This is a genomic window from Actinomycetospora sp. (genome assembly GCF_055612215.1).
The window spans coordinates 1-1,920 of the sequence record NZ_JBVPVA010000669.1 but is presented as its reverse complement, the minus strand read 5'-3'; the positions used below and the strand labels follow the sequence as shown (position 1 = coordinate 1,920).

Genomic DNA, 1,920 nt, shown 5'->3' with positions numbered 1-1,920 from the left:
GTGGCGCTGACGTCTTCGTCCACTACTCGGCGATCCAGTCCCGCGGCTTCCGGACGCTGGACGAGGGTCAGCGCGTCTCGTTCGACGTCGAGCAGGGCCAGAAGGGCCTGCAGGCCGTTCAGGTCACGCCGCTGTAAGCAGGACGCGTCACTCGGGGCGGGGCCCCGGCCGGTTCGCCGGCCGGGGCCCCGTTCTCGTTCCAGGGAGGTGGGCCATGGCGGGCTCCCGCGAGCGGTCGGTCTCCGAGGCGACCCTGCGCCGCCTCGAGCTCGCCACCGGCGGGGTGGCGGGCGCGGGCGTCGCCGAGATGTCCGCGCGCCTGCCGTGGTTCTCCCGCCTGACCGCCGACCAGCGCGCCGGCGTCCTCATGGTCACCCAGCTCGGCGCCGCCAACTTCGTCACGTGGCTGCGCGACCCCGACGCGACGCCCCGGCTCACGGCCGAGGCCTTCCGCAGCGCCCCGCCCGACCTCGCCCGGCGCATGACGCTGCGCCAGACCGTCGAGCTGGTCCGCATCGCCACGGAGGTCTTCGAGGAGCGCATCCCGGCGCTGGCCGGCGGCCGGGCCGAGCGCGCCACGCTCGTCACCGCGGTCCTGCGCTTCGGCCGCGAGGTCGCCTTCGCGGCGGCGACGGTCTACGCCTCGGCCGCCGAGTCGCGCGGCGCGTGGGACGCCCGCCTCGAGGCCCTCGTCGTCGACGCCGTCGTGCGCGCCGACCGCGACTCCGAGGGCGCGCTGCTCTCCCGCGCCTCCGCGCTGGGCTGGGACCCGACGGCGCGCGCGGTCGTCCTCGTCGGGGACCCGCCCACCCAGCACGACAGCACCCGCCCCGAGGGCCCGGACCCGCTGCACGGCGTCCGACGTGCGGCCGCGCGGGCCGGGGTGTCGGTGCTCCTCGGCGCCCACGGCGCGCACCTCGTCATGATCATGGCCCTCGACGACGCCCGCGACGAGACCGGCACCGAGGCCGACGACGCCGGCGACGAGCCCCCCGGCGGCCGGGTCAGCGACCTCACCCGCGGGGAGTCGAAGGCCGCGCTGGCGCTGGCCGAGGCGTTGGGGCCGGGGCCGGTGGTGGCGGGACCTGTCGTCGCCGGGCTGCTCGAGGGCCACCACTCGGCCGCGCGGGCGCTCGCCGGGCACCGCGCCGTCGCCGCCTGGCCCGGTGCGCCGCGCCCGGTCTCGGCCGACGACCTCCTCCCCGAGCGCGTGCTCGCCGGGGACTCGTCGGCCGTCGAGCAGCTGGTGCGCGACGTGGCCCGCCCGCTGCGGGAGGCCGGTGGCTCGCTCGTCGAGACCGTGGAGTCCTACCTGGACCACGCGGGCGTGCTCGAGGCGTGCGCGCGCTCGCTGTTCGTCCACCCCAACACCGTCCGGTACCGGCTGCGTCGAGTGGCCGACCTCACCGGCGCGCGACCGTCCGACGCGCGCGGCTCGCGCTTGTTGCACATGGCCATCGCGCTCGATCGGTTGCGGTCGACCGGCGGTGCCGGTGAGCCGACAACGAGGCGCTGACCTGCGACGACGTCGTCGTCGATCTCCGTCTCAACGCGATCCGGCTTCTCGATCGATTCCGTAGCCTGTCCCTGTTTGGGTCCGCCGTTGTAGGAACCCGACAACGAACCGGGACGAGGATTCGTCACCGCGACGCCTGCTGCCCGCAACCCGCGCGTGGTGGGGTACGGAGTGTGATCGCGATCCTCGCGCCCGGTCAGGGCGCCCAGAAGCCGGGGATGCTCGCGCCGTGGCTGGAACGCCCCGGCGCACGCGAACGGCTGGCGGCCTTCTCCGAGGCCGCCGGGCTCGACCTCGAGCACCTGGGCACCGAGGCCGACGCCGACGCGATCGCCGACACCGCGGTCACCCAGCCGCTGCTCGTCGCCTCGGCGCTGCTCTCCGGGGAGGCGCTGCTGGCCGAG

At 76.1% G+C, this 1,920-nt stretch carries 2 protein-coding genes and 1 pseudogene; all 3 read left to right on the top strand.

What is annotated here, in order from left to right:
* A partial coding sequence (locus tag AC0CYZ_RS18370) for a cold-shock protein (RefSeq protein WP_472217908.1) occupies nucleotides 1-137 on the top strand: 137 nt, incomplete at its 5' end.
* A gap of 77 nt (nucleotides 138-214) precedes the next feature.
* The gene (locus AC0CYZ_RS18365; protein WP_472217906.1) at nucleotides 215-1,516 is read left to right on the top strand and encodes a PucR family transcriptional regulator; all 1,302 of its coding nucleotides are present in this window, start codon (nucleotides 215-217) and stop codon (nucleotides 1,514-1,516) included.
* A gap of 173 nt (nucleotides 1,517-1,689) precedes the next feature.
* Nucleotides 1,690-1,920: pseudogene (locus tag AC0CYZ_RS18360) on the top strand (ACP S-malonyltransferase); the annotation flags it as partial.